General features: G+C 69.9%; 21 protein-coding genes. 15 read left to right on the forward strand and 6 right to left on the reverse strand.

All coding sequences use genetic code 11. The annotated features are described in order from the left end of the window. Nucleotides 1-206: 206 nt before the first annotated feature. The 4 genes from QU602_RS01275 to QU602_RS01290 all read left to right on the forward strand — a co-directional run bounded on the left by QU602_RS01275 (nucleotide 207) and on the right by QU602_RS01290 (nucleotide 4,503). A complete protein-coding gene (locus tag QU602_RS01275; RefSeq protein WP_308798323.1) occupies nucleotides 207-1,787 on the forward strand; it encodes an FAD-dependent monooxygenase in 1,581 nt (526 codons plus the stop codon). Nucleotides 1,788-1,871: 84 nt separating this feature from the next. Next, the gene (locus QU602_RS01280; RefSeq protein ID WP_308798324.1) at nucleotides 1,872-2,786 is read left to right on the forward strand and encodes an NAD(P)-dependent oxidoreductase; all 915 of its coding nucleotides are present in this window, start codon (nucleotides 1,872-1,874) and stop codon (nucleotides 2,784-2,786) included. A gap of 188 nt (nucleotides 2,787-2,974) precedes the next feature. After that, nucleotides 2,975-3,622 (forward strand): asparagine synthase, encoded by a 648-nt coding sequence (locus QU602_RS01285; RefSeq protein ID WP_308798325.1) that lies wholly within the window; start codon nucleotides 2,975-2,977, stop codon nucleotides 3,620-3,622. Beyond that, the gene (locus QU602_RS01290; RefSeq protein ID WP_308798327.1) at nucleotides 3,619-4,503 is read left to right on the forward strand and encodes a DUF1349 domain-containing protein; all 885 of its coding nucleotides are present in this window, start codon (nucleotides 3,619-3,621) and stop codon (nucleotides 4,501-4,503) included. The genes QU602_RS01285 and QU602_RS01290 overlap by 4 nt, the downstream gene beginning before the upstream one ends. A gap of 21 nt (nucleotides 4,504-4,524) precedes the next feature. Here the strand turns inward: QU602_RS01290 and prpB are convergent, their stop codons facing one another. Together prpB and QU602_RS01300 are read right to left on the reverse strand one after the other, a co-directional pair. Next, nucleotides 4,525-5,424, reverse strand: a complete 900-nt coding sequence (gene prpB / locus QU602_RS01295) for a methylisocitrate lyase (protein WP_308798328.1) — start codon at nucleotides 5,422-5,424, stop codon at nucleotides 4,525-4,527. Nucleotides 5,425-5,467: 43 nt separating this feature from the next. Beyond that, nucleotides 5,468-6,136, reverse strand: a complete 669-nt coding sequence (locus QU602_RS01300; protein WP_308798329.1) for a GntR family transcriptional regulator — start codon at nucleotides 6,134-6,136, stop codon at nucleotides 5,468-5,470. A 226-nt stretch (nucleotides 6,137-6,362) separates the two neighbouring features. On the opposite strand from QU602_RS01300, the gene QU602_RS01305 reads away from it, so the two are divergent. The 10 genes from QU602_RS01305 (at nucleotide 6,363) to QU602_RS01350 (ending at nucleotide 15,145) form a co-directional block, all read left to right on the forward strand. Then, nucleotides 6,363-7,073, forward strand: coding sequence for a GntR family transcriptional regulator (locus tag QU602_RS01305; protein WP_308798330.1), 711 nt, complete (start codon nucleotides 6,363-6,365; stop codon nucleotides 7,071-7,073). Beyond that, complete coding sequence (locus QU602_RS01310) at nucleotides 7,070-8,494, forward strand: dihydroorotase (protein WP_308798331.1); 1,425 nt, start codon at nucleotides 7,070-7,072, stop codon at nucleotides 8,492-8,494. Before QU602_RS01305 ends, QU602_RS01310 begins: the two co-directional genes overlap by 4 nt. After that, nucleotides 8,475-9,158, forward strand: coding sequence for an isochorismatase family protein (locus QU602_RS01315; RefSeq protein ID WP_308798332.1), 684 nt, complete (start codon nucleotides 8,475-8,477; stop codon nucleotides 9,156-9,158). The genes QU602_RS01310 and QU602_RS01315 overlap by 20 nt, the downstream gene beginning before the upstream one ends. Before the next feature lie 27 nt (nucleotides 9,159-9,185). Further along, on the forward strand, nucleotides 9,186-9,539 hold the full coding sequence (locus tag QU602_RS01320; RefSeq protein WP_308798333.1) for a cupin domain-containing protein: 354 nt from the start codon (nucleotides 9,186-9,188) through the stop codon (nucleotides 9,537-9,539). Between the two features lie 34 nt (nucleotides 9,540-9,573). After that, nucleotides 9,574-10,542 carry an ABC transporter substrate-binding protein gene (locus QU602_RS01325; protein ID WP_308800243.1) on the forward strand — a complete coding sequence of 323 codons (969 nt, stop codon included), beginning with the start codon at nucleotides 9,574-9,576 and terminating at the stop codon, nucleotides 10,540-10,542. Nucleotides 10,543-10,613: 71 nt separating this feature from the next. Then, nucleotides 10,614-11,417 carry an ABC transporter ATP-binding protein gene (locus QU602_RS01330; RefSeq protein WP_308798334.1) on the forward strand — a complete coding sequence of 268 codons (804 nt, stop codon included), beginning with the start codon at nucleotides 10,614-10,616 and terminating at the stop codon, nucleotides 11,415-11,417. Nucleotides 11,418-11,428: 11 nt separating this feature from the next. Continuing rightward, nucleotides 11,429-12,220, forward strand: a complete 792-nt coding sequence (locus QU602_RS01335; RefSeq protein ID WP_308798335.1) for an ABC transporter permease — start codon at nucleotides 11,429-11,431, stop codon at nucleotides 12,218-12,220. Nucleotides 12,221-12,271: 51 nt separating this feature from the next. Continuing rightward, complete coding sequence (locus QU602_RS01340) at nucleotides 12,272-13,096, forward strand: ABC transporter permease (protein WP_308798336.1); 825 nt, start codon at nucleotides 12,272-12,274, stop codon at nucleotides 13,094-13,096. A gap of 37 nt (nucleotides 13,097-13,133) precedes the next feature. Continuing rightward, nucleotides 13,134-14,516, forward strand: a complete 1,383-nt coding sequence (locus tag QU602_RS01345) for an MmgE/PrpD family protein (protein WP_308798337.1) — start codon at nucleotides 13,134-13,136, stop codon at nucleotides 14,514-14,516. Between the two features lie 32 nt (nucleotides 14,517-14,548). Next, on the forward strand, nucleotides 14,549-15,145 hold the full coding sequence (locus QU602_RS01350; RefSeq protein ID WP_308798338.1) for a flavin reductase family protein: 597 nt from the start codon (nucleotides 14,549-14,551) through the stop codon (nucleotides 15,143-15,145). Between the two features lie 7 nt (nucleotides 15,146-15,152). Here QU602_RS01350 and QU602_RS01355 read toward each other — a convergent pair whose 3' ends face one another. After that, a complete protein-coding gene (locus QU602_RS01355) occupies nucleotides 15,153-16,469 on the reverse strand; it encodes an FAD-binding oxidoreductase (protein WP_308798339.1) in 1,317 nt (438 codons plus the stop codon). Between the two features lie 218 nt (nucleotides 16,470-16,687). On the opposite strand from QU602_RS01355, the gene QU602_RS01360 reads away from it, so the two are divergent. Then, entirely contained in the window at nucleotides 16,688-20,419 is a 3,732-nt protein-coding gene (locus QU602_RS01360) for a cell wall-binding repeat-containing protein (protein WP_308798340.1), read from the forward strand. Nucleotides 20,420-20,444: 25 nt separating this feature from the next. On the opposite strand, the gene QU602_RS01365 is transcribed toward QU602_RS01360, so the two are convergent. The 3 genes from QU602_RS01365 to QU602_RS01375 are packed head-to-tail and all read right to left on the reverse strand — an operon-like array spanning nucleotide 20,445 to nucleotide 23,500. Then, the gene (locus QU602_RS01365; RefSeq protein WP_308798341.1) at nucleotides 20,445-22,616 is read right to left on the reverse strand and encodes a S9 family peptidase; all 2,172 of its coding nucleotides are present in this window, start codon (nucleotides 22,614-22,616) and stop codon (nucleotides 20,445-20,447) included. Between the two features lie 39 nt (nucleotides 22,617-22,655). Continuing rightward, nucleotides 22,656-23,036 (reverse strand): hypothetical protein, encoded by a 381-nt coding sequence (locus tag QU602_RS01370; protein ID WP_308798342.1) that lies wholly within the window; start codon nucleotides 23,034-23,036, stop codon nucleotides 22,656-22,658. Continuing rightward, on the reverse strand, nucleotides 23,036-23,500 hold the full coding sequence (locus QU602_RS01375; protein ID WP_308798343.1) for a LysM peptidoglycan-binding domain-containing protein: 465 nt from the start codon (nucleotides 23,498-23,500) through the stop codon (nucleotides 23,036-23,038). Before QU602_RS01375 ends, QU602_RS01370 begins: the two co-directional genes overlap by 1 nt. Between the last annotated feature and the right edge of the window lie 144 nt (nucleotides 23,501-23,644).

The following is a 23,644-nucleotide window of genomic DNA, read 5'->3' on the forward strand; positions in this document are numbered from 1 at the left end:
GACGGGAATCGTCGTCCCGACGTCCGTGAGGACGGGAATCGTCCATGTTCCCGGCTCAGACTCGACGAATGTCGTCCTCACGGACGTGGGGTGGACGAGTGTCGTCCTCACGCGCACGGGGGCTGGACGCGTGTCGTCCTCATCGGTGAGTCGGGGTGCGCCGCCGAGGCTGGCCGCGGCGCCCGCGCGGTGCCAGAGTATGCGGCATGGCCGATCGCACGATCTCCACCGACGTACTCATCGTCGGTGCCGGCCCGACGGGGCTCATGCTCGCGGCGTGCCTCGCCCGGCTCGGCGTCGCCGCCGAGATCGTCGATGCGAAGCCCGGGCCGACGCGCGAGTCCCGGGCGCTCGTCGTCCAGGCGAGAACGCTCGAGATCTACGACCAGCTCGGCATCGCGGGGCGGGCGGTGGCCGAAGGCCACCCGATCGAGGCCGTCGTGCCCGGGGCCGGCGACCGGCCGTTCGGGCGGATCGTCTTCGGGCGGGCGGGTGCCCGGGTCAGTGCGTTCGCCGAGGTGCTCGGCTTCGAACAGAGCCGCAACGAGGCGCTGCTCGCGGAGCTCATCGTGGCCGAAGGCCGAGGCATCCGCTGGCAACACCGGCTGACCCGGTTACGCCTGCTGTCCGAGGTCGGTGACGAGATCGAGCCGGATGCGTCGGGCGCGACGCGCGCGCTCGGCGCGATCGCGACGCTCGAGACGCCCGACGGCGAGCTCACCATGCGGGCCCGGTACTGCGTGGGCGCCGACGGCGCGCACTCGCCAGTGCGGGAGGCGCTCGGCGTGCCGTTCGTCGGTCATACCAACCCGCTCACGTACTTCGTCGCCGACGCCGTCGGGGCCGCCGGATACGTTCCCGACGCCGTGAACCTGCGGGTCGCCGAAGACGATCTGCTGCTCGCCTTCCCCATGGGCGACGACGGCCGGGCCCGGCTCCTCGGGCTCGTCCGCGATCGCGATCTCGCCGGTGACGGCACGGTCTCGGAGGCCGGCACCCGCGAACGCCTCGAGCGGACCTTCGGGATCACCTCTCGCGATCGCACCTGGTTCGCCACCTACCGCGTGCACCACCGCCTCGCCGACCGGTTCCGCGTCGGTCCGTGCTTCCTCGCGGGCGACGCGGCGCACATCCACTCGCCCGTCGGCGGGCAGGGCATGAACACCGGCCTGCAAGAGGCGCACAACCTCGCGTGCGCGCTCGCCGACGTGCTGGTCGGCGGCATGCCCGACGCCCGCCTCGACCGGTACGAGGCCGAGCGCCGACCCGTCGGACGCACCCTCGTCGCCACGACCGACCGACTGTTCGCGGCGATCACCTCCGAATCGCGCACCGCGCGATTCGTGCGCGGCCGGCTCGTGCCGTTCGTGGGACCCGTCGCGGTCCGGGTGCTTCCGCGGGTGATCGGCACGCGCCGCCTGTTCGGGTACCTCTCGCAGACCCGGATCAGGTACCGGATGTCGCGTCAGGGCGAGGCCGCCACGCAGCCCGCGGGGCGGGTCGACGAGGTCCTCGGCCGCCGGCTGCCGTGGTCGGGCGACAACCACCTCGCGCTCCGCGCATTCACCTGGCAGGTGCACGGATACGGCGCACCCGCGGCGCTCGTCGCGCGACTCGGCGGCGACCTCGGCGTCGAAGCGCATGTGTTCCCACCGGACGTGCACGGCCTGCTGCGCGCCGATCGGGTGTACCTCGTGCGCCGCGACGGGTTCGTCGCCGCCATCGCCACGGCCGACCCGGCGCGCCGCGGCGTGCCGCAGAGCTTCCTGGACCAGCTCGCCGGCTGAGGTGCCCCGGCGACGGGGGTGCTCCCGCCGGCCGACGAGCGGGCGTAGCGTGGCAGCACACGACAGCGGAGTCGAGGAGGGGCCATGGCCGTCATCGGATGGATCGGACTCGGACACATGGGCGCGCCGATGTCGGCGCACCTCGTGGCGGCCGGGCACGAGGTGCGCGGGTTCGACCTCGACGAGGTCGCCGTCGAGGTCGCGCGCGAGAACGGCGTGCACGTCGTCGAGAGCATCGCCGACGCCGTCTCCGGTGCCGACGCCGTGTTCACGTCGCTCCCGCGCAACGAGCACGTGCGCGAGGTGTACGCGGCGACCGCGGGCATCTGGGCGACTGCGCCGGGCGGCGCGCTCCTCCTCGACACGTCGACGGTCGACATGGAGACGTCGTCGTGGTGTCACGAGCAGTCCGCCGCGACCGGCTTCCGGTTCGTCGACGCGCCGGTCTCGGGCGGCATCGCCGGCGCCGTGGCCGGCTCGCTGACCTTCATGCTCGGCGGTGCCGCGGCCGCGGTCGACGCGGCGCGACCGCTCGTCGAGCCGATGGCCGGGCACGTCTTCGACCTCGGCGGGCCGACCCTCGGCATCGCGGCGAAGCTCGCGAACAATCTCATGCTCTTCGTGTCGCTGCTCGGCGTCGCCGAGGGGGCGCAGCTCGCGGCGTCGCTCGGCCTCGACCCGCGCCGCTTCTACGACGTCGCCTCGGTGTCGTCGGGGGAGTCGTGGCCGCTGCGCCTCTGGTATCCCGCGCCCGGCGTCGTGCCGACCAGCCCGGCCAACCGCAACTACGACGCCACGTTCACGACCGCGCTCGCCGAGAAGGACCTCTCCTTCGCCGTCGCGGCGGGCGAGGCATCCGGTCTCGACCTGCCCGCCGCCGCGATCGCCCTCGACCAGTTCCGCCGCCTCATCGGCGAGGGCCACGCGCAGAAGGACTGCAGCCTCATCGCGAAGTTCCCCTCGCCCGACGGCACCGTCGCGGGCTTCACCGCCGACTGAGTGGCGACCAGTCGTCGGGAGAATCCGGCGACGCGCCGTGCCGATGCGCGGTGTCGCGGCGTGTCGCCGCGAACTCCCGACGACTCGCACGCGAGCGAGTTCGGTCGCGGACGAAGCTGAAGCACGTCTCCGCGCGTGCCTCGGTAGGCTCGACAGCGGGCTCGTGCGAGGAGTGGAGGTGAGCGGGCATGCGCTGGTTCGAGCGGCGGAAACGCCGGAAGTTCAAGCCGTTCGACCGTTCCGCGCTGCCCGAGGTGGTGCAGGCGCCGTTCGACGAGATGGTGGAAGACGGCGTCATGATGGCCGAGTCGGCGGGCCGGCTCGCGCTGAAGAACCGCTTCATCGTGCAGGCGCTCCGGGGTGAAGAGCCCTACGACGATCAGCGCGCCGCGGCGGCCGCACGCGAGGTGCTCTACGAGCTCGTGCAGGAGGCCGACGAGTCGGCCGAGCGTTCGGCCGAGGAGCGCGAGCTCGCCTCCCGCCGCGAGGGGCGCTCGGTGCACCAGCACGACTACCACCGCGCCGACGCGCTGAACCTGCGGCGCCGTGAGAAGGTGTACGCCGAGATCGCGAAGCAGCTCTGGCAGCGTCGCGAAGACGAGGAGTATCTGCTCGGGTTCGCGACGCGCGCCCGCGATGCGGCGTGGGACGAGGTGGCCGGGGTGATCGAGCAGCGGCTCGACCGGGAGTGGCCCGACATCGTCGTCGACGCCGAGTACGAGCTCGCCCGGCACCAGCGCATGCTCGAGCTCGCCGACGACCTCGATCTCGCGGTCCGGCGCGCGGCCGAGAAGCGCGAGGAGCAGAACGATCCGTTCGCGGGGTTCGTCGGGTGAGCGGCGCGGTGGGCGCAAGCGGCGCGGGCGGCGGCGACGACGGCGACGGCGGGCGGATGCCTCGGGCTGACGCCGAGCGCGAGCCGGCGCCGATCGAGCTGGCGCCGATCGAGCCGGCGCCGATCGAGCCGGCGCCGATCGAGCTGGCGCCGGCCGAGCGGGTGCCGGCCGAGGCGGTGCCGGCCGAGCTGGTGCCGGCCGAACCGGTGCCGGCCGAACCGCGGGCGAGCGAGGCCGCGGCGGCCGAAGGCCTGGCGGCGGCCGGGCTCGCGGCGGCCGACCGTGTCCGAGTGGACTGGACGGTGGGCACCTGGACGCACCGGCCGGCCGACGTGCGTCGCGAGGGCGACGCGCTCGTCGTGCGCGCCGTCGAGGGCAGCGACTTCTGGCGTTCGACGTACTACGGCTTCGTCCACGACGACGGGCATGCGCTGCTGACCGAGTGGCCCGCACGCGCCGCCGTCGAGGTGGGCTTCGACGCGTCGGCGCTCACCGGGCTGTACGACCAGGCCGGCCTGCTGCTGCGGGTCGGGCCGGACCGGTGGATCAAGGCCGGCGTCGAGCTGAACGACGGCGTGCCCCATGTCGGCGCCGTCGTCACCGACGGCCGCTCGGACTGGTCGCTGGCGCCCGTGCCCGAGTGGGCGGATGAGGTCGTCACGATCCGTGCGAGCCGGACGCCCGACGCGGTCGTGCTCAGGGCGCGCGCGGGCGGCGGCCCATGGCGCACCCTGCGGGTCGCGCCCTTCGCCGAGCTTCCGGCGACCGCCTGGGCCGGCCCGATGGTGTGCAGCCCCACGCGCGACGGCCTCGAGGTGCGCTTCACCGGCTGGTCATGGACCGAGCCCGACACCGACCTGCACGAGGATCCGCCCGCCTGAGCCTGGCGACGCCCACCCCGCCTACCGGCGGATCTCGAAGTTGTAGATGCTCGTGTCGAACTGGTTGTAGCGCTCGTAGTCGAGGAGCTCGTAGAGGTCGGCTCGGTGCTGCATCTCGTCGAGCTTCGACCTGAGATGCCCGTCCTCGGTGAGGGTGTCGAGGGCGCGGCCGGCCGAGCCCATGGCGATCCGCAGCAGCGACACCGGCCAGATCACGATGTTCACGCCGACGTCGCGCAACTGGTCGACGGAGAACAGCTCGCTCTTACCGAACTCGGTCATGTTGGCCAGGATCGGCACGTCGACGGCTTCGCGCATCGCGGCGAACTCCTCCAGATCGCGCATCGCCTCGGGGAAGATCGCATCGGCGCCGGCATCGACCAGGGCTTTGGCGCGGTCCAGCGACGACTGGAGCCCCTCGACCGCACGGACGTCCGTCCGCGCCATGACGAGGAAGTTGGGATCACGGCGCGCGTCCGCCGCGGCGCGAATGCGATTGATCGCGGTCTTGAGGTCGACGACGGCCTTGCCGTCGAGGTGGCCGCAGCGTTTGGGGTTGATCTGGTCCTCGATGTGCGCACCCGCGAGACCGGCGTCCTCGAGCTGCTGGATGGTCCGCGCGACGTTCATCGGCTCGCCGAAGCCGGTGTCGGCGTCGATGATCGCCGGAAGCTCCGTCATGCGCGCGATCTGTGCACCACGCCCGGCGACCTCGGACAGCGTCGTCAGGCCGACGTCGGGCAGGCCCAGGTCGGCCGCGATCACGGCGCCGGAGATGTACACGCCGTCGAAGTGCTTCTGCTCGATGAGCCTGGCGCTCAGTGGATTGAATGCGCCCGGGAAACGCATGATCTCGCCCGAGGCGAGGCGCTCGCGGAACAGGCGGCGCTTCTCGGCCGCGGGGGTCTGGGAGTACAGCATCAGCAGTCCTCGCTCTCGTGCACGTGTGCCGGGTGGGAGATGGTCATGACGGCCCTTCGGGTCGGTGGTCGGACGTGACGGCGGTCGCGCCGATCGAGTCGAGGATGTTCGCGAGCGCGTGGTGCAGGTGGACCTGGGTGGCGTGCGCGGCGAGCTCGCCCCGGCCCTCCGAGATCGCCGTGGCGATGAGCTCGTGCTCCACGACCGACGCCGCGAGCCGGCTCGGGTTGGCGCGCGCCAGCGCACGAACCCGGCTGAGCTGCGTGCGAACCGCGCGGAGACTGGCGGCGAGGTACTCATTGTCGACCGCCGCATCCAGCTGCGCGTCGAACCGGGCGATCAGCGCGTAGTACACGTCGTGGTCTTCCGCGTCGCCGAGTCGTGCGTGCGCGAAGTCATCGGCGAGCTCGGCGAAGGTCGCCGGATCGCCTCGCTCTGCGGCGAGGCGGACCGCCGCGTCCTCCAGCGCGCGGCGCACGTCGAACAGCTTGCGGATGTCGTCGGCGTCGAACCCGGCGACGACCGTGACCCGGGCCGACTGCTGCTTGACCAGGCCGTCGGCGGTGAGACGCGCTATCGCTTCACGCAGGGGAGTGCGACTCACGCCGAGTCTCGCCGCCTGCTCGACCTCGCCGAGCACGCTTCCGGGTGCGAGGCGACCCGACTGAATGTCGTCGAGGAGCGACGCGTACGCTCGTTCGCTGGCTCGCATCCGCACCTCCTCCTCATGTCTATGTATACATAAAGGTCGCAACTATCGCAAGTTCGGGCATTCAGCCGGGAGAACGTATACATAGCTAGGCAGGTGGCCCCCCGGTGTCGGCATGTCGACAGCGACAGGATGCCTCGAACTGAAAACTCTCAACTGAAAACTGTTGACAGTTTGGCAGGCGGTGAGCGAGGCTATCGGAAATTCATCTGCAGAAAGTCGAGCAACGATGCCAGCGGACCGTTCGACGGCCATTCGTCGGGACTCCATTCCCTCGCAGGCCGAGGAGTTCGTCCGGAACCTGATCCTGGACGGCACCCTCGGTGCGGGCGAGCGGCTCAACGAGGTCGCCCTCGCGGAGTCGATCGGGATCAGTCGTGGCCCGCTCCGCGAGGCGATCAAGCGGCTCTCCGGCCAGGGGTACCTGACGATGGAGGCGCACCGCGGCGCCTTCGTGAAGAGCTACGAGCCGCGCGAGATCGTCGACCTGTACGAACTGCGCAGCGCGCTCGAGCTGTACGCCGTGCGACTGACCGTGGAGCGTGCGAGCGACGAGAGTCTCACGATCCTCGCCGACCGGCTGGCCGAAGAGAGCGAGCGGATCCGGCACTACGAGGACCAGCCGCAGAGCGAGCCGTATGTCGCCGAGCTGGACTTCCACCAGCAGCTCGTCGCCCTGAGCGGCAACCGGGCGATCCAGGACCAGCTCGCCGACGCGATTCACAAGCTGTACATCGCGCTGCGTCCGACGCGGCGGACGCCGACCCGCATGGCGCACGCGGTCGCCGCGCACCTCGAGGTCCTCGATCGCGTCCGTCAGCGTGACGCCGACGGTGCCCTCGCGCTGCTCACCGAGCACATGCGCGACTCGATGGACAACAGCCTGAGCGTGATGGGCCTCTCCGCGACGGCCGGCGCAGATCGGAGCGACGACCGATGACTGAGTCGTACGATCTCCGGATCAGCGGCGGCGACGTCTTCCTCGAGGGGCACGGCCGGGCGCCGGTCGATCTGCTCATCCGCGACGGCCGCATCGCGGCGATCGTCGACCGGGCGGAACCGGCGGCGGCAGACGAGATCGTCGATGTGACGGGCAAGCTGGTTCTGCCGGGGGCGATCGACCCGCATGTGCATCTGGGCAAGGACATCCGCGTCCCCCGCGACCCCGACGACGCCGAGCGTGAGACCGCCTCGGCGGTCGCCGGGGGCGTGACCACGATGCTCGTGTACCTCATGAGCTCGGACTCCTACGTGGGTGAGCTGGAGTCGGCGCGTCGCGCCATGGACACCAACTCGCACACCGACTACGGCTTCCACTTCGTGCTCGGCACCCCCGAGCACCTGCGTGAGTTCGGCGAGTACATGGACCTCGGCGTGTCCTCGTTCAAGTTCTTCATGAACTTCCGTGGCGACGAGGGCAAGTACCTCGGCATGCCGGGCAACGACGACTCGTTCATGTACGACCTCCTGAGCATGAGCGCGCAGCACGGCGCGATGATCAATCCGCACCCCGAGAACATCGAGCTGGTGCGGATGTTCCGCGACCACGACCGCGACGACGACCTGTCCCCGCTGGCGGCGTGGAACGCCGCGCGCCCGGCGTTCGTCGAGGCCGAGGCCGCGCAGCGCGTCGCGTATCTCGCGAGTGTCACCGGCGCCTCGGTCTACTGCGTGCACACCAGCAGCCGAGAGGCCGTCGAGGCGATCGCCAGGCACCAGCGCACGTATCCCAACCTCTTCATCGAGACGTGCACGCAGTACCTCACGCTCGACACGTCCTCGGCCGCCGGCGTCTACGCCAAGGTCAACCCGCCGGTGCGTCCCCGTGAGGACGTCGAGTTCCTCTGGCAGACCTTCCTCGCGGGCGGGATCGACGTCGTCGGGTCCGATCACAATGCGCGGCATCGCGTCAACAAGGAGAAGGACGTGTTCAGCGCGTCCGCCGGGTTCCCCGGGACCGGCGGCGTGCTCCCGCTCACGCTCGCCGAGGGGCTCAGGCGCGGCGCAGACCTCGAGACGATCGTGAACGCCGTGAGCACGCGCGCGGCCAAGCTGTTCGGGATGTACCCGCGCAAGGGCGCGATCATGGTCGGCTCGGATGCGGACCTCGTCGTCGTCGACCTGGACACGCCGTCTGTCATCACGGCCGAGACGCAGCATTCCGGGGCCGAATTCACGCCGTGGGAGGGCACGGAGCTGCCGCTGTCCGTGGTGCACACGATCGTCCGCGGCCGGTTCGCGCTGCGCGACGGGGCCTTGACCGGCGCCCGCGCCGGTGACTACGTCCCTCGTGCGCACAGCGGCGCAGCCGCGTTGGCCGAGCAGCAGGAAAGGGGGGCGCATGCCTCGCTTCACGTCTGAGTTCATCGATCCGGAGACGACGGCGCGCTACGACCTGGCCGGGTTCGGCCGTCCGGTCGGTCTCGGCTCGCGGCCGGCGCTGCTCGTCATCGATGTGCAGTACCGCACCACCGGCACCGCGCGGGTGCCGTTCCGTGAGGCCATCGAGGAGTTCCCCACGGCGGTCGGCGAGGTCGCCTGGGACGCGGTGGGCAACATCGTCAAGCTGCTCGAGGTGTTCCGCCGGAACGACTGGCCGGTGCTCTACCCGCATGTGGCGCCCAAGATGGGCTTCGACGGCGGCGCGCTCGGCGCCAAGGTGCCGGCGATCATGGGCATCCCCGCTCGCGGGTACGACTTCGTCGAAGAGGTCGCGCCGCGCGAGGGCGACGTGCTGCTCCCGAAGAAGCACCCGAGCGCGTTCTTCGGCACGCCGCTCGCGTCGTATCTCATCCAGACCGGGGCGGATTCCCTCGTCGTCGCCGGGTGTTCCACCTCGGGCTGCGTCCGGTCCACCGTCATCGACGCGTTCTCCTACAACTACAAGGTCAGCGTGCCGAGCGACGCCGTGTACGACCGCAGCTCGGTCATCCACGACGTGAACCTGTTCGACCTCGACCAGAAGTACGCGGACGTGACCCCCACCGACGAGCTCATCCGCGCGCTCGACGCGCTCGCCCGGTAACCCCCACCCCCAAGGAAGGACGCAGTCATGTACAAGACCTCATGGGACGCGCTGAGCGAGGTGGAGGTGGCCCCGGGGAACTACCGCCGAGCCGCCTCCGGCGTGACGATCGGCCTCAACAAGATCCGCTGGGAGCACCCCTCGGGCGTCGGGCTGCACCGGCACGAGACGGCCGAGCAGGCCATCATCTGCATCGACGGCCGGATGGAGTGGACCGTCGCCGGCGAGACCCTCGTCGTCGAGACCGGCGAGGTCCTCGTCATCCCGCAGGGCGTCGAGCACGGCGGCCGGACCGTCGGCGTGGACGCGACCTTCTACGAGGTGCTCAGCCCGACCCTGATCCAAACCCTCCCCGGGTTCCTCGGTACCCCCCTGCACTGAACCGTGTCACAACCAGCCAAGGAGTGAAGCAGTGATGAAGAAGTTCCGTTCGAAGCCCGCCCTCGCCCTCGCGCTGCTCGCTGCAGCGGGCCTCGCCTTGAGCGGCTGCGCCGACGCCGCCGGCGGCGACACGGCGAGCGACGTGGAGCCCATCGGCACCATCTCGCTCGGGGTCGTGCCCGATGCCACCACGGCTCCGCTCGTCGTGGCCGCCGAACAGGGTCTGTTCGAGAAGTACGGCCTGACCCCGGAGGTGAAGATCTTCTCCAGCGGAGGCGCCGCCAACCAGTCCGTCGCCGCGGGCGACATCGACGTCACCGCGAGCGGCCAGTACGCGGTCGTCGTCGGTGCGGCGGCCGGCACGAACGTGGACATCCTCGCGCGGATGAGCGTCGCCGACGAGCAGGTCGGCATCGTCGCCAACGAGTCGATCACCTCGATCGAGGACCTCGAGGGCAAGACGGTCGGTGTGCAGGAGGGCAGCACCGCCGCGCTCTACGCGATCCTCCTGCAGCAGGCGAGCGACGTCTCGTTCACGCTCGAGAACGTCGGCAACGACCAGATCATCGCGGCGTTCGCGAACGGTCAGGTCGACGCGATCGTCACCTGGCAGCCGAACGTGGACCGTGCGGTCGAGGCCGTCGACGGATCCAGCATCCTCGCCTTCTCTGGCGATGACGACATCATGCCGCTGGTCACCTATCTGGTGTCCTCCACGAAGTTCGCCGAGAACACCGCGGCAGTCGAGGCGGCCGTGAAGGCCATCAGCGAGGCGTCCGAGTGGAGTGCCGAGAACCCGGACGAGCTCACGCAGCTGCTCGCGCAGCAGTTCAGCGTCGACGAGGGCGCGGTCCGCGGCAGCGTGGACGTGTTCGCCTTCGACTTCGGCTGGGACGACGCCGCCGAGAAGACCCTCGCGGACGCGGCGGGCGTCGTCGAGGCCCAGCAGGGCACGACCGTCGACCTCGACCAGATCCTCAAGATCAGTGTCTCCTCGCGCTGACCGATTCCCGAACGTCAGCGCATTTCCCCGGAGCCGGAGGGCTCCCCAGGCAGGAAAGGACGTGATCCACCGTGGCGCAGAGCACTGAGAACGGCATCCATCTCGACCAGGTGACGTTCGGCTACCCCGGAGCGAAGCCCATCATCGATCAGTTCTCGCTCGAGGTCCGACCCGGGAGCTTCACGGTCATCGTGGGCGCCAGCGGGTGCGGGAAGACGACCCTCCTGAACCTGATCGCGGGCTTCCTCTCGCCGGTCGACGGCGAGGTCGTCGTCGGCGGCAAGGTCATCACCGGACCGGGTCCCGACCGCGGTGTGGTGTTCCAGGGCGACTCCTCGCTGCTCGGATGGCGGACCGTCGAGGACAACGTCGGGTTCGGCCTGGCGATCGCGGGGGTCAAGAAGTCGGAGCGCCAGGAGCGCACCCGGCGTGCACTCGAGACCGTCGGACTCGCCGCGGACCACCGCAAGTACCCGCGCGAACTCTCCGGCGGCATGAAGCAGCGCGTGCAGATCGCACGAGCGCTCGTGAGTGACGCGCCGATCCTCCTGATGGACGAGCCGTTCGGCGCCCTCGACGCCATCACGAGGGGCTCGCTGCAAGCGGAGATCGCCCGGATCTGGACCGCGGATCGGCGCACGGTGGTCTTCATCACGCATGACATCGGCGAGGCCATCACGCTCGGCGACCAGATCTGCGTGATGCGGAAGAACCCCGACAACACGGTGCACTTCAAGCAGTTCGACAATGAGCTGCCGAGGCCCCGTCACAAGTCGGATGAGGCGTTCGGCCGGCTCTACGACGTGATCGAATCGAACCTGAACGCCAGCGCAACCGGGTCATCAATCCCGACCTCGCGCGCGGCGGCGACGTAAGCGGCCCGGTCATGATCAGATCAGGACTCAGTCTGGCGGGGGCGACCCCGCGCCGGGAGCTGCCGCGCAAGCTCGGCTACGGTGCGCTCGCGGTGTGCGCGCTCCTGCTGCTCTGGGCGGTGACGTCCGCGTGGATGGCGCAACCGCTGCTCTACCCGGGCCCCTGGGAGACGCTCGTCGGTCTGGTCGGCGAGCTCGGCACGCTCGACTACTGGGCGGCGATCGGGCTCTCGGTCGGGCGGATCATCCTCGGGTTCGCGATCGGCTCACTGCTGGGCGTCGTCGTCGGGATCCTGATCGGCTCGTCACGACTGGTCCGCACCGCGCTGGAGCCGTACGTGCACTTCTTCCGGTCGATCATCGCGATCGCCTGGATCGCCCCCGCGGCGATCTGGTTCGGCGTGGGCTCTCCGTCCGTGATCTTCCTCGTCATCTACGCGACGATGTTCATGGTCGTCGTGAACACCGTGCAGGGCATGAGCGAGGTCGACGAGCAGCGCCTGCGAATGGCACGGGCGGCGGGGGCCTCGCGGCTGCGGACGGTGCTCAGCATCGAGATCCCGAGCTCGGTTCCCCACATCCTGAGCGGCATGCGCGTGGGCATGAGCAACGCGTTCGGCACGGCGATCGGTGCCGAGATGCTCGTCGGCATCGTCGGCATCGGCTACACCGTGTACGAGGCCAGGTTCCTGTTCGAAGGCGCCGTGATGTTCGGATCGATCGTGGTCATCGGCATCCTCGGCTTCCTGTTCAACTACGTCCTCTCGCTGCTCGCCCAGCTCGGACTCCGTCGGTTCGCCTGAGCATGAGGTCACCGAACTATGGACGCAACGTGATGAGGCTGGTGAACGTCAGTGACTACCGCAACTGAGTACATCGATGTCGACGGATTCGTGCGAACGCGGGTCAGGCCATACCGGCGCGTCGCGAAACAGGTCGCCGTGTACGCGGGCGCCGCGCTCATCCTCGGCACGATCTGGTGGCTGAGCGCGCGTGCCTTCGACACCGAGCTGCTGTTCCCCGGCCCGGTCGAGACGCTGGACCGGCTCTGGCAGCTGCGTAGCATCCTGCTCGAGAACACCGGGGCGTCGATGGCGCGGGTCGCCGTCGGGTTCGTGGCCGGCGGGGTGCTCGGCGCGGCCCTCGGGCTCGGCATGGGGTACGCCAAGCGCGTCAGGTACTTCTTCACGCCCTATGTGGACTTCTTCCGGTTCATCCCGGTGTTCGCCTGGTTCGGCCCGATCCTGGTGTGGATCGGCGCGGGCAACACCAGCATCGTGCTGCTGATCGTCTATACATCGGTCTGGGTCGTCGCCATCAACACCCTGGCCGGCTGCGTGAAGGTGAGCCCCGACGCCTGGCGGATGATTTCGATCTACCGGCCGTCGCGGTGGCAGGAGGTCACCCGGCTGCTCTTCCCGGCCGTGCTGCCCTACATCCTCGGCGGCATGCGGCTCGCGATCAGCAGTGCGTTCATGACCGTGGTCGCAGCCGAGTTCCTGCAGGCGAATGAGGGCCTCGGTGCCCTGCTCGCCAGGTTCCAGACCTTCTACGACATGCCCGGGGTCTTCTCGACCATCATCTGCCTCGGCCTGCTCGGGATCCTCGTCGATCAGCTGTTCGTCCTGCTCACCCGGATCGCCGCGGCACGCTATCTGCCCAACGGCCGGCTCGCGTGATCCGGCACCGCGCACCCATCTCAACGGAGGACTGACCATGACCATGACCGCGTTCGGTGAGATCACCGAAGGAGCGCCGCCGCCGGTCGAGATCGAGCAGATCGCCGACCAGCTCGTGGCGTTCGCGCGAGCGGCGAGCCGAGTGGAGCTCGATGAGGTCCCGCAGCAGACGCGGGACCACGCCGCGCTCGTCATCGCCGACACGATCGGGGTGATCAAGGCGGGCGCCGAGCGCGAGGAGTTCCGGGCGCTCATGCGCGACGAGCACGGGCTGTTCGGCACGGCCGGCGGCGGAGCCGCTCAGACGGCGTTCGACCCGTCGCGCCGGGTCAGTCCTGCCGCGGCGGCGTTCATGAACGGCAGCGCCGGCAACGCGCCCGAGATGCACGAGCTGATCGAGGGCGGCGGCATGGGCGGCCACCCGGCGGTGCACATCGTGCCCGCCGCACTCGCCGTCGCGCAGACCCTGCACAGCTCGGGCCGCGACCTGCTCAGGGCCTTCATCGCGGGCTATGAGGTCGACGCGCGGCTGTTCCACATGCTTCGTCTGCACGAGGCCGTTCACCCGCACGGCAACGTGGCGGCCGTCGGTGCGGCCGTCGCCGTGGCGACGCTGCTCGGCTCGGACGCCGGCCAGGCCGCGCTCATGGCGTCGAGCCTCCCGTTGCTGTCGCTGTGGGAGGCGGGTCTCGAGGGCGCCACCGTGCAGCACGCGTACACCGGGATCGGCGCGAGCATGGGGGTCGTCGCGAACGCGATGGCCTCGGCGGGGCTGGTCGGCTCGCGCCGCGCGTTCGCGATCGCGTACACGGGCGTCATGGGTGAGCTCGTCGATCGAGGCGGACTCGATCACGAGTTCGATCCGAAGCATCTGCTGATCGAGCAGAACCTCACCAAGCAGTACAGCTGCTGCGCCCGCGCCTTCCCGGCGGTGCACGCGACGCTCGGCGTCGAGGCGGTGGACCTGGGGTCGGTGCGCCGGATCGTGGCCCGCGTGGATCCGCTGGCGCTCCGCATGACCGGCCGGGGCGACCCGCGGACGAGCCTGGCGGCACGGTTCTCGCTCGAGTACTCGATCGCCACCGCGCTCGTGCACGGGCACGCCGATCCGTCCGCCTTCGACGACCTCCGTCCCGACGCCGTCGCGCTCGCGAGGCTCGTGGAGGTCGAGATCGTCCCCGCATTCGCCGGGGCGAGCGGCATCGCCGGCCGACAGGCCGAGATCGAGGTCGTCGACGCCTCCGGATCGCATCGCGGTGCCGCGACCGGCGGGCATCTCGACGGGCAGAGCGGCGCCGCGGCGTTCAGCGCGAAGTTCGAGGCGCTGACCGGCGAGCTGAGCCACCCGCTGAACGATCGTGCCCTGGACGCGCTTCGCGACCTCGAGCGCGTTCCGGACGTGTACGACCTGCTCGGGTGAGCGGGCGACGACGGAGGCGCGGGTGAGCGACCGTGTTCGTTGAGGCATCGGACCTCGGGCCTGACGCGACCTACGCGCTCCTGGTCGGGTCGGTCGTACCGCGGCCGATTGCCTGGATCACGTCGGGGCTGCCGCCCAAACCGCTCAACCTGGCGCCGTTCAGCGCGTTCACCTGGGTGAGTCAGTACCCGGCGATGCTCGGATTCACCGCGAACCGCCGGGGTGATTCGCGCAAGGACACGGTCCGGAACATCGAGGAGGACGGGCAGTTCGTGGTCAACATCGCCGCCGACGACATGCTCGACGATCTGCACGCCAGTTCGGCCTTCCTGGAGGCCGGGGCGAGCGAGGCGGACGCGCTCGGCCTCGTCGGCGCACCATCCGACGTGGTCGGGGTCCCTCGCCTCGCGCGCGCACCGATCAGCATGGAGTGCGAGCACACCCACACGATCGAGTTCAGCCCGACCGGCGGCGAGTTCGTCGTCGGACGCGTCGTCGGATGGCATGTCGATGACGCGGTGGTGGAGCGCGGACGGATCGTGACGGAGCGTCTCCGGCCGATCGGCCGGCTCGGAGGGCCGAGGTACACCTCGCTCGGCCCGGTCACCGAGCTCGCGCCCGTCGATTGATCGGTCGTCAGGCGGGCGCGATGTGATGCACGGCGCGGAAGACGTCGCCGGGGTCGTACTGCGCCTTGATGCGGCGTAGCCGTTCGAGGGTCGCCGGTGGGTAGATCGACTCGAGCACGTCGTCGCCGAACTCCTGGGTGAAGTTCGCGTAGCGGCCGGAGGTGAACTCGAGCGGGCGATCGAGCTCGAGCTGGGTGAGGGCGACCTGCTCGTCGGTCGCATCGGCCGGGAGCAGGCCGTTCACCACGAGCAGCGCCTGCGCGTCGCGGAACGCGATCGGCGTCGCGTCGGGTGCCACGCGCGCGAACGAGCCGCCCATCGCGCGGAGCATGAGCATGGTCGGCACGCTGCCCTGCAGCGCGCGCTCGCACGCCTCGATGAGCTCGTCGGAGAGCTCGGGTGCGAACCCGTTGCCGCCGACGAAGCGGAAGGGCGGCTTGCCGGGCGGTGCGGCCTCGAGCAGGTCACCGTAGGCGATGGGGCCGAGCGAGACGTCGGACACCGACGGGAGCGAGAGCAGTGGTGCGAGCACCTCGCGGAGCTCGGCCTCGGTGCCCCGGTAGGCGACCGCGAGCTGCGGGCCGGCCGGCATCTCGGGTGAGAACGGCGGCAGCACCAGCAGGGTCGAGTTGAGCTCGTCGGTGGATCGCACGGTCACGTCGCGCCAGGCGCGCAGCACCGCGCCGACGTCGGACTGGTCGAACATGATCTGCCCGCCGACCAGGCCGTCGACCGGTGACGCCGCGAACCGGAATCGCGTCACGACCCCGTAGTTGCCGCCGCCCCCTCGGAGCGCCCAGAACAGGTCGGGGTGCGACTCGGCGCTCGCGACGACCACCGCGCCGGCGGCCGTGACGATCTCGAGCTCGCGGACCGCGTCGACCGTCAGACCGTGCGTGCGCACGAGCCAGCCGATGCCGCCGCCCAGCGCGAGCCCGCCGACCCCCACGTCGAGCGTGTCGCCCGAACTGACGCCGAGCCCGTGCGGCGCGAGCGCCGCCGCGACGTCGCCCCAGTGCGCGCCCGCCCCGACGCTGACCGTGCCGTCGTCGTGCACGTCGACCGAGGAGAGCTCGGCGAGGTCGACGACGACGCCCTCGGTCACCGGCATGGCACCGTGCCCGCCGCTGCGCACGGCGACCGGCTGCTCGTGCTCGATGGCCGCGCGCACGGCCTCGGCGACCTCGGCCGCGGTCGTCGGGCGCACGACGACAGCGGGCTCGCCGACTCCCGCGAAGACGGTGCGGCCGGCGTCGTAGGCGGCGGAACCCGGGCCGTGTGCGCGACCCGGCAGGCGTTCGAGGAGCGCTGCGAGGATGGACATGGCGGTCAGTCTGGCACCGGCCGCCGACATCCGACACCCCTCGCCGCGGGCTTCCACGACCGTTCCGTCCGGGCGGACGGAAGATCAGTGCGTGACTCTTGGACTCATTTTCAAATAGGTTGGCGATTGTCCGCTTCAATCGGCCCTGACTTGCGTCCCACGGTCTCCCCGCTCCACCGCCCCGCTCGGGATGCTTTGTCCGTACACATGGAGCCCCCGTGTCTCTCCGCCCGCCGCGCCTGAGCCCGTTGCTCGCTGCCAATCGAGCTCCGCTCGTCGCGCTGGTCACCGTCGCACTGATGATGTTCGGAGTCACCCCGTCGTTCGCCGGTTCCGAGCCTTCCCACGCCGAGCGACCATCGCAGATCGGTCTGAGCGGCGCGGTCATCCATTCAGAGCCGGTGGTCGGCCCGGTGGAGGGGCTGGCGTCGATCGCAGGAGTGGTTCGGGGACTGAACGGAACGCCGCTCCAGGGGGTCAGGGTCTCACTGCAGAACCACGGCACTGGTGCCGCACAAGTTCGTGACGTGTTCACCGATGAGCATGGTGCGTATCGACGAGAGGGGCTGCTTCCAGGCACTTACGGCCTGGGCTTCAGGTGGCATGGCTCGGAGTATCTGTCCGGATGGCAGCCGGTGGGGTGGGAAGGCGGGCCCATCGCACTCGGCCTCGGAGAAACGCGTTCGAACGTAGATGCCAGGATGACCGCAGCGGGTTCGATCGCCGGTGTCGTCACCGGGTCGGATGGGCAGCCCGCTCGGTGGGTCAGCGCTGTCGTGAGGCGCTTCGAGCCCTCTGGTGAATCCTGGCAGGTGGGTTCTGCCTACACCGATGCGCTTGGTGTGTATCGAGTGGGCGATCTCGAGCCAGGCACATATGTGGTGGGATTCGAACCCCGCGAGCCCGTCGACGCCGGGCTGTGGTGGGGCGGAGCACAGAAGCGCGCGAACGCGCAGCGCTTCGAGGTCGCCGAGGGCGAGAACGTCACCGCCATCGATGCCGAGCTGCCTCACGGCGGGTCGCTCTCAGGAGTGGTGACGTCAGACGCGGGGGTGCCGCTCGCCGGCGTTCGGATTATCGCCTCCGGCGCGGAAGGGATCGTTCAATCCCGGATCACCGATCGCGAGGTCACGACGGACGCGATGGGGAGGTATCGGATCGGTGGTCTCATGACCGGCGAGTACACGTTGACCTATCGACCACCCTACGAGGCGTGCCACCTGCAGCAATGGTGGCCCGATGCCCGCGATGAGTCAACCGCGCAGAGGATCCCAGTCTCCGTCGGTGCCGAGGTGGCGGGGCGTGACGCTCAGCTATCGCCCGGCGCCACAGTTTCCGGCGTGGTGTCCAACGACGCGCAAGCAAAGGTGCAGCTCTACGAGGCGGATGGGTATCGGTATCCGTACGGCCCGGCGAAGCACCCCGAGCCTGATGGCTCGTATGAAATCTGTGTCACGCATTCTGGCAAGTACACCGTCAACTTCGCCCCTTCCGACTCGGCATATCGTGCGGAGTGGTGGGACGACAAGGAGACCCGGGATGCCGCCGACACGCTCGAGATCGAGATGGGCGAAGCGATCTCAGGAATCGACGCGACCTTCACGACCGGAGCGACGATCGCGGGCAGGGTGACCGCCGGCGCCGGAGGGCCCGCGATGGCAGACGTCGACGTCAGACTCCATCGTGAGGTAGACGGCCGGTTGTCCGTCGCCGGCCGTTTCACAACCGATGCGAGCGGGGAGTACGCGTTCACGAAGGTCGAATCGGGCACCTACTCCGTCCAATTCGAAGCACCAGACGCCAGTGCCTATGTCGATCAATGGCTGGGCGGATCAGCCGACGAGGTCTCGGCGAAGAGGATCACCGTAGCGAGAGATGCCCTGATCGGAGGGTTGGACGCGCCACTCGAAGTCGGCGCCTCGCTCGTCGGAACCGTGGTCGACTCGGCGGGTCGGCCGGTGGCGGGTGCACAGATCTCTTCGAGCGTCGCCGATGGCGACGCCTCGGCCAGAAAGCTGGTCACCACCAACAGTGTTGGAGCGTACGAGCTGCATGGTCTTCCAGCAGGGGAGTACACGCTCTGGATCAACGCGACAGGATACTTCAGCGACGTGCGCACCCCGCTCGAGCTTGCGACCGGTGCCCACCTCTCGGTCGGCGCGGTCGTGCTCACGCGGATGGCGACGCTGAGCGGCACGCTCAAGGCTGACGGCGGCTTCGATGTCGACGGGCAGGTCCTGGTGGAGCTGTACCGGTTCGAAGCCGGTGAGTATCGATTCGTCGTCTCCGAGTCCACACGATTGCGCCCGTTCTACGAGCCGGGAACGTACACCATCGGTCAATTGCGGCCCGGGAAGTACAAGCTCGCGTTCGGTCACGGTTGGAGCGGATATGCGACCGAATGGTGGTCCGACCAGCCGGATCTGGCCTCAGCCACGGTGTTCGAGTTGGCCGAGGGAGAAACCCGGTCGGGCTTCGACGCTGAACTCGCCGGTGGCCGGGTTCGCCTGTCCGATGTGAGGGTGGAGGGCGTTCCAGCGGTCGGTCATGAGCTCACCGCCACGGGATCGTCGTCGACCGCGGGCGCGACGTTGACCTACCAATGGTCGATGAACGGCACGCCGATCGCCGGTGCGACGGAACGAACGCTGCGTCTGACGCCGGCACACCTCGGCGCTCGGGTGTCCGTCACGGTGTCGGCCGGAGCGACCGGTCACATCTCCGTGTCGGCGTCCGCCGGGCCAGCCGCGATGGTCGGCGCCGGCACGATTCCACTGGAGGAACCGACGATCTCCGGCGAGGCCAAAGTCGGCCGAACGCTGACGGCGCACATCGCATCGACACTGGAGACCGCACATTTCGGTTTTCAGTGGTTCGTCGGAGATGCCCCGGTCGCGGGTGCGACCGATTCCACGTTCGTCCCGGGCGCCGACCACGTCGGGCAGCACGTCTCGGTCCGGATCACGGCGTCGGCCCCCGCGTTCACCACCGTGGAACGCTCCTCCGCCCCGACCGCACCGATCCTGCCGTCGTCCGTCAAGGTCGAGCGGATCGCAGGCGTGGACCGGTACGGTACCTCGGCACAGCTGTCGAAATCGGTGTTCTCCCCAGGCGTTCCCGTCGCGTATGTGGCGAGTGGTGCGAAGTTCCCGGACGCGCTGGCCGCAGGACCCGTCGCGTACCGCAACGGTGGCCCGGTGCTGCTGACCGCCCCCGACCAGTTGCCCACCGCCGTGGCCGAGGAGCTCGCGCGCCTCCGCCCGGGAAAGATCGTCGTGCTGGGCAGCGAGGAAACGGTCAGCGGATCCGTCGAGGCGGAACTGAGGAGGTTCACTCCCGGCACGGTGCAGCGCATCGCGGGGGTTGACCGATTCGCGACGGCCGTCGAACTGTCGAAGTCTTCGACGCACTTCGGCACGCCCGTGGTGTATCTGGCGAACGGCCTCAACTTCCCGGACGCGCTGGCGGCGGGACCGACGGCGAACGTCCGCAACGGGGTGATCCTGCTCACCATTCCCGATCGTCTACCCGACGTGGTGGCCGCCGAGCTCACGCGTCTCCGCCCGGAAACGATCGTCGTGCTGGGCGGTGAGACCAATGTGAGCACGGCGATCGAGGCGGAGCTCAGGTCGATCACGTCGGCGAGCGTGGTGCGCGTGGCCGGTGTGGACCGGTTCGAGACCGCGGTGCAGCTCTCCGAGTCCACGTTCAGTCCGGGAGCCGACATCGCCTACGTCGCGAGCGGAATGAACTTCCCCGACGCACTCTCCGCCAACGCCGCAGCCGGGGGGCGGCCTGTGCTCTTGACGATTCCGGACCGGCTCCCCGACGTGGTCGTCGAGGAGCTGACCCGATTGCGACCGGCCAAGATCGTCGTGCTCGGCGGCGACACGACGGTGAGCACACAGGTCGCCGCCGAACTCGCTCGCATCGGCGCTGAGGACGGATAGACCGACCCCCGGTCTCAGTCGCGCCTCATTCTCCGGTCGGGTGCGCCCGCGCCCGGTCGATGACCCACGCGTAGGCGAACGCGCGCTCGCGCCACGCGGCGTACCGGCCCGAGACGCCGCCGTGGCCCGCGGCCATCTCGATCTTGAGCAGCGGGTCCGCGCCGGCGTCGCGCAGTCGCGCGACCCACTTCGCGGGCTCGACGTACAGCACGCGGGTGTCGTTGAGGCTTGTGACGGCGAGGATCGGCGGGTAGTGCGAACCCCCGTCGTGGTTGCCGTGCACGTTCTCGTACGGCGAGTACCCCTTCATGTACGCGTACACCTCGGGGTCGTCGACCGGGTTGCCCCACTCGTCCCACTCGATGACCGTGAGCGGCAGCGAGGGGTCGAGGATGGACGTGAGCGGGTCGACGAACGGCACCTCGGCGAGGATGCCCGAGAAGTGGCGCGGCGCGAGGTTCGCGACGGCGCCCATGAGCAGTCCGCCCGCGCTCCCGCCCTGCGCGACGAGCCGGTCGGAGGCGGTGACCTCCTCATCGATCAGGTGCCGGGCGACCGCGACGAAGTCGGTGAACGTGTTGCGCTTCGCGAGTTTCTTCCCGTCCTCGTACCACAGCCGGCCCATCTCGCCGCCGCCGCGCACGTGTGCGACCGCGAAGATCATGCCGCGGTCGAGCAGGCTCAGCCGAGGGATCGAGAACGACGGGTCGATGGAGTGCTCGTACGAGCCGTAGCCGTACAGCAGCGTCGGGGCCGGCGTGCCGTACTGCACGAGGTCCTCGCGGTAGACGAGGGAGATCGGGATGCGGCGCCCGTCGTCGGCGACGGCCCATTCGCGTCGCTGGGTGTAGCGGGTCGCGTCGTACTCGCCGAGCACCGGCTGCTGCTTGCGGAGGCGCCGCTCGCCGGTCTCGACGACGAGGTCCATGACCTTCGTCGGCGTGACGAAGCTCGTGCCGAGGACCCGCAAGGTCGGCTGGTTCCAGTCCGGGTTGCCGCTCACGCCGATCGAGTACAGCGTCTCGTCGGTCTCGAGCTCGTGCAGGGTGTCGTCGGGCGTCGCGTCGTCGGGGAGTCCCTGCGGCGGCACCTTCGCGATCGCGACGCGCGGCAGCCCGTCGCGGCGGTACTCGACGGCGACGAAGTCGCGGAAGGCGTCGACGCCTTCGAGCCGGACCGCGGGATTGTGCGGCAGCAGCATGCGACGTGCGCCCTGCGGGTCGTCGGCCGCGACGCTCACAAGCTCGAAGTTGACCGCGCCGTCGTTGTGCACGATGAGCAGGCGATCCTTGCCACCCGCGATGACGTGCTCCACGTCGTACTCGACGCCCTCCTTCCGCGGCCAGACCACGCGGAACTCGCCGGCCGGGTCCGCCGTGTCGAGCAGCCAGGTCTCGCTCGTCACGTTCGACCCGGCCTCGATCACGAGATAGCGGCGGCTGCGTGTGAGCCCGACCCCGAGCCAGAACCGCTCATCGGGCTCGGTGAACACACGGACGTCGGCGTCTCGCGAGGTGCCGATCTCGTGCCGCCAGATCGTGTCGGGTCGCCACGCGTCGTCGACGGTCGCGTAGAACACGTAGCGCCCGCTCGCGTCGAAGACCGCGCCGGCCGCGGTGCCCTCGAGCACGTCGTCGATCTCGCGGTCCGAGCCGTCGATCGCACGGAACCGCACGGTGTACCGCTCATCGCCCTCGACGTCGACGCCGTAGAGCATGACCGACCCGTCGCCCGTCACGTCGAAGCTGCCCAGCGCGAAGAACTCGTGCCCCTCGGCCTCGCGGTTCTCGTCGAGCAGCACCCGCTCGCCGGGCAGCGCCTCGTACGAGGCATCCGTCAGCTCGTCGCCCGTCGTCTCGGGCAGCACCGGCGGCTCCCAGTCCTCCCCGGCGGGCACGCGGCAGTGGATGCCGTACTGCAGCCCCTCGACGGTGCGCGTGAAGTACCACCAGGCGCCCTCCCGCGTCGGAACCGACAGGTCCGTCTCCTTCGTGCGTCGGGTGATCTCCTCGAACACCTGCTCGGTGAGCAGGCTCAGGTGGTCGGTGCGGGCCTTCGTGTACGCGTTCTCGGCGTGCAGGTGCGCGAGCACGGCCGGATCGTCTTTGACGCGCAGCCATTCGTACTCGTCGACCACCACGTCGCCGTGGTGCTTGCGCTGGATCGGTCGTTTCGGGGTCACAGGCGGAGTGAGCACGTCTCCACGCTACCCCGGCAGGCCGGCGGGGCCGCCCGGTCAGGGCCCCTCGACGACCTGCCACTGCGCATCGCCGAGCGGCACGAGCTGTCCCTCGACGCGCTCGCCGTCGCGGGTCGCGGCGAAGTCGATGGCACCTGGCGTGCCGCCCACGATGCCCTCGCCGCCCGAGAACGTCGGCCCTTCGTACCCGAGCTCGACGAGCGCGTCGAGGCGCTGGCCCTGATCCCAGGTCCCGGAGAGGAACCCCAGCATGGCCGCCGCGGCGAGCGGGCCCGCGACGACGAGCACGTAGCCGATCTCGCGCACCCATCGGCGCTCGCGTCCTGCGATCGCGAGCACCGCGCCGAGCACGAGCACGGCTGCGGGGAAGATGAGCGGCCAGGGATTCCACGGCTCGAGCATCACGACCGGATGCATCAGCCGAGGCCCTCCTTCGTCCAGTCGAGGTTGATCTGCTGGCCGATGTAGACGGTCTCGCCGAAGTCGTGGATCTGCGGGTTCATGCGGAGCAGCTGCTGTTGGGGCACCTCGAATCGCTGCGCGATGTCGAAGAAGCTGTCGCCCGACATCACGGTGTAGCGGATCGGCATGCCGTTCGCGTCGAACTCGGCCGCGCCGGAGGCGCCGGTGATCGGACCGGTGTCGTAGGCCGGTCCCGGCTCGTAGACGGGCGCCGGCGCGTTGGGCACCGGCTCGGGGGCGGGCGCCGGTTCGGGTGCCGGCGCGGGCGGCACGGGCGCCGGCGGCGGCGTGGGCGTCGCGGTGACGGTCACCATCACGGTCTCGGCCGGTGGCGGCGACTGCGGGAAGCAGCCGGCGAGCAGCAGGGTCGCGGGAAGGACGGCGAGCAGGATGCCTCGGCGCCGCGTCGTTCGTCTCACCGTGTCGTGTCTCCCGCTCCGTTTCGCTCCGCCCACTCTATGCAGGCGCCTCGCCGACGTCCACGGATGCGCTCGGCGATGAGTGGACATATCCCGAATCTTTTAGTATATTAACAAACGGTTCAGGTCGATTCGTCGTGAAGG

Origin of the sequence: Agromyces protaetiae (assembly GCF_030866785.1) — a bacterium.
Classification (GTDB): Bacteria; Actinomycetota; Actinomycetes; order Actinomycetales; family Microbacteriaceae; genus Agromyces; species Agromyces silvae.